Origin of the sequence: Streptomyces kebangsaanensis (assembly GCF_001906585.1) — a bacterium.
GTDB lineage: Bacteria > Actinomycetota > Actinomycetes > Streptomycetales > Streptomycetaceae > Streptomyces > Streptomyces kebangsaanensis.
On the sequence record NZ_JUJA01000039.1, the window covers coordinates 22719 to 26098 of the forward strand.

Sequence of the window (3380 nt, forward strand, 5' to 3'; positions counted from 1 at the left end):
GGGGCGGAGAAGCCGGCCCGCCCCGGCCGTGACCGCTACCTGGACCTCCTGCGCTCCATCGCCCTGGTGCGCGTCGTGGCGTACCACCTCTTCGGCTGGGCGTGGCTGTCGGTGCTGTTCCCGTCCATGGGCGTGATGTTCGCCCTGGCGGGCTCCCTGATGGCGCGCTCGCTCAACCGCCCCGCCCTCTCCGTGATCAAGAGCAGGCTGCGCCGCCTGCTGCCCCCGCTGTGGGTGTTCGGCGCGATGATCCTGTTCATCCTGTTCGTCCAGGGCTGGAACCCGGGCAGGGACCCGGACCTCGGCGGCCCCTTCTGGGGCGTGGCCAGTGTGCTCAACTACCTGGTGCCGATCGGTGCCCCGCCGTACCCGCTGAGCATCGGCTCCGAGTCCGGCTGGCTGGAGAACACCTGGGCGGACCAGGCGGCGGGCCCGCTGTGGTACCTGCGGGCGTACCTGTGGTTCGTGGTGGCGTCCCCGCTGCTGCTGTGGGCGTTCCGCAGGGTGCCGTGGGCGACCCTGCTGTTCCCGCTGGCGCTGACCGCCGTGGTCGGCACCGGACTGGTGACCGTTCCCGGCGAGTTGGGCAACGCGGTCGAGGACTTCGCCGTGTACGGCAGCTGCTGGGTGCTCGGCTTCGCCCACAACGACGGCATGCTCAAGCGGATCCCGCGCTATGCGTCGGTGTCCGGCGCGTCCGCGCTGATGGCCTTCGGCCTGTGGTGGGCGTCCGGTCACCTCGGCCCGGAGGGCTGGGACCTGAACGACATCCCGCTCGCGCAGGCGGCGTGGTCGTTCGGCATCGTGGTGATCCTGCTGCAGTACTCCCCGTCGTGGCAGAAGCTGCCGGGCCGGCTGGCCAAGTGGGACAAGCTGGTCACGCTCTCCAACAACCGGGCGGTGACGATCTACCTCTGGCACAACCTGCTCATCATGGCGACGGTGCCGATCCTCGACCAGGTCTACAAGCTGCCCTTCATGGAGGGCGACGCCGCCAGCTCGTGGTTCGACTCGACGGAACTCTTCTGGCAGTTCGTGCTCGTCTGGCCCCTGATCGGCCTGACCCTCCTCTCCGTCGGCTGGGTCGAGGACCTGGCCGCCAGGCGCAAGCCCCGCCTGTGGCCCAACGGTTCGTCCCGCGGCCGGGCCAAGGCCTGAGCCGTCGCGCACCGCGGACAACGCGGGCAGGAACATTCGGGGCCGGTCCCTCGCGGAGGGGCCGGCCCTGTCAGTGGTTCAGACCGGTGAACCTTCAACAGCCTTCTGGCCAACGCGCGTAGACAGGCGCATCATTGGGGTGCTCCGCGCGCACAACCCTCGCAGTGATTTGTCATGAGCACGACATTCCAGCGACAAAGGGAGGCGGCACGATGGCTTGCGGTTCGACCAGCCTGTGGGCCGGTGAGACGAGTTGGTTCTGTTGCGGATCCGCGTGGGGTCCGTGCGGCAGCGCGGGCGGCGGCGCCTGCGGCAACTGCCGGTCCAGCGCGCATCACGGCGCCTGGCCCAACGCGTCACAGGCGTGCTGGGACATCACCCGGCCCGACCTGTGCGGCGAGAACATCCCCAGACGCGGCTGCGGCGCCGTGATGAACGTCAGGCACCAGTGCTCCGGCGCCACCGTCTGCATCACGATCACCGACTGCGGACCGCGCACCAAGGAGTGGTGCGGCGAGGCCACCTGCTGCAACGGCGCCTGCCGCACCAACCGCGTCCTGGACCTGACCCCGGCCGCCTTCTCGGCCATCGGCAGCCTCAGCTCCGGCAAGCTGCCGGTCTACATCTACGAGTGAGGGGAGCCCGCCATGACGTACCGCCAGAACGGTGACGGCGGCCTGGGCCGCCGGCGCTTCCTCACCACGGCCGCCCTCGGCGGCGCCACCATCGTCGGCGCGACCGCCCTCGGCGGCATCGACGCCGACGCGGCCTTCGCCGCCGAGCCGTCGCTCGACCCGGCGATCCCCGAGTCGTCCTTCGTGGAGGGCCGGATCACCGCCATCACCGGCAGCGTCCTTCAGGTCGCGGGCTCCTACGGCGACCACTCCCGGGTCCAGATGACCAACGCCACCAGCGTGTGGAAGGTCCGGCCCACCACCGCCGCCGAGATCGAGGTCGGTGACGGGCTCTACGCGCGCGGCGTCCCGATGCCGGACGGCACCGTCGCCGCCGACGCGGTGTGGGTGAACATCGTCAACCTCGACACCACGATCCGCGGCATCGCGAAGGACCGGCTGCACCTCTCCCACGGACAGCACGAGATCGTCGGCCGCGTCCGCCCGGACACGACGAACGCCTCCTACGCGGGCCGCGCGCTCACCCCGGACCTGTCCCGGCTGCGCATCGGACAGAGCGCCCAGGTGCTCGGGGCCTGGCGGCCGTCCGACAACTCGGTGGACGTCGTCCGTGTCTCCGTCGGGCACTGACGGCCGGATCCGAGGAGGGTAGAGAGGAGAGGCGAAGGTGCTCTCACTGACAACGGGCCTCGTGCCACTGGTCCTCGCGGGCCTGCTGGGGTGGACCGGCTCGGTCAAGCTCTTCGACCGGGACACCGTGCGCCGGGCGCCCAGAACGGCGCTGGCCCGGATGCTGCGCAGCAGCGAGCGGGCGGCACTGGTGCTGCGGGGTGTCGGCGCGGTGGAACTCCTGCTCGCCGCGGGGCTGACGGCCGTACCGGCGAACCCGCTGCCGGGCACGGCCACCGCCGTCCTCGGGGCCGGATTCCTCGGCTACCTCGGCTACGGCCGGGCGCTGGCACCGGAGTCCTCCTGCGGCTGTTCGGCGAGCGAGGACACCCCGATCACCTGGCGCGCGTTCGCGCGCGCCGCGGTGGTGCTCGCGGGTGGCGCGACGGCGGCGGTGGCGCACGGCACCTGGTGGTCCACGATCACCGGACGGCCCGGCGGCTCGCTCGTGTTCCTGGCCGTGGCCGCGGCCGTCCTGGTGGCGCTCTCGGCCGACCTCGACCGGTGGTGGCTGCTTCCCCTGCGCCGGCTGAGGCTGCGGGTCTTCGGGCATCCGCTCCTCGGCGGCGAGGCGGGGGACCATGTGCCGGTCGCCGCCAGCGTGGAGCTGCTGGAGCGCTCCCTCGCCTGGCAGACCGCCTCTCCGGTGGTCCGGTCGGGTCTCCTGGACCACTGGGAGGAGGACGGCTGGCGCTTCCTCCTGTACTCGGGCGTGTACGGGAGGGGGGAGCGCGCACGGCCGGTGTCCGTGGTCTTCGCCCTGGACGCCGCCGTCGGCCGCGACACCCCCGGCGACCCCGTGGTCCGCGTCGGCCTCGTCGACGCGGACACCGGGGAACCGGTGGCGCGGGAACTGCTGAACGCGGTTCCTCCGCGCCGGGCTCTGCCGATGGTCGGCTGAGAAACGACCGAGCGGCT

General features: G+C 71.9%; 4 protein-coding genes. All 4 read left to right on the top strand.

Annotation, left to right across the window (positions count from 1 at the left end; translation table 11 throughout):
• Nucleotides 1–1158 (top strand): acyltransferase family protein (locus tag RH94_RS05085; protein ID WP_234425546.1); only part of this gene is annotated, 1158 nt, incomplete at its 5' end.
• Nucleotides 1159–1370: 212 nt separating this feature from the next.
• On the top strand, nucleotides 1371–1793 hold the full coding sequence (locus RH94_RS05090; RefSeq protein WP_073946450.1) for an RlpA-like double-psi beta-barrel domain-containing protein: 423 nt from the start codon (nucleotides 1371–1373) through the stop codon (nucleotides 1791–1793).
• Nucleotides 1794–1805: 12 nt separating this feature from the next.
• The gene (locus RH94_RS05095) at nucleotides 1806–2423 is read left to right on the top strand and encodes a cell wall protein (RefSeq protein WP_073946451.1); all 618 of its coding nucleotides are present in this window, start codon (nucleotides 1806–1808) and stop codon (nucleotides 2421–2423) included.
• Nucleotides 2424–2460: 37 nt separating this feature from the next.
• Nucleotides 2461–3363 carry a MauE/DoxX family redox-associated membrane protein gene (locus tag RH94_RS05100; protein ID WP_073946452.1) on the top strand — a complete coding sequence of 301 codons (903 nt, stop codon included), beginning with the start codon at nucleotides 2461–2463 and terminating at the stop codon, nucleotides 3361–3363.
• The last annotated feature ends 17 nt before the right edge of the window (nucleotides 3364–3380 follow it).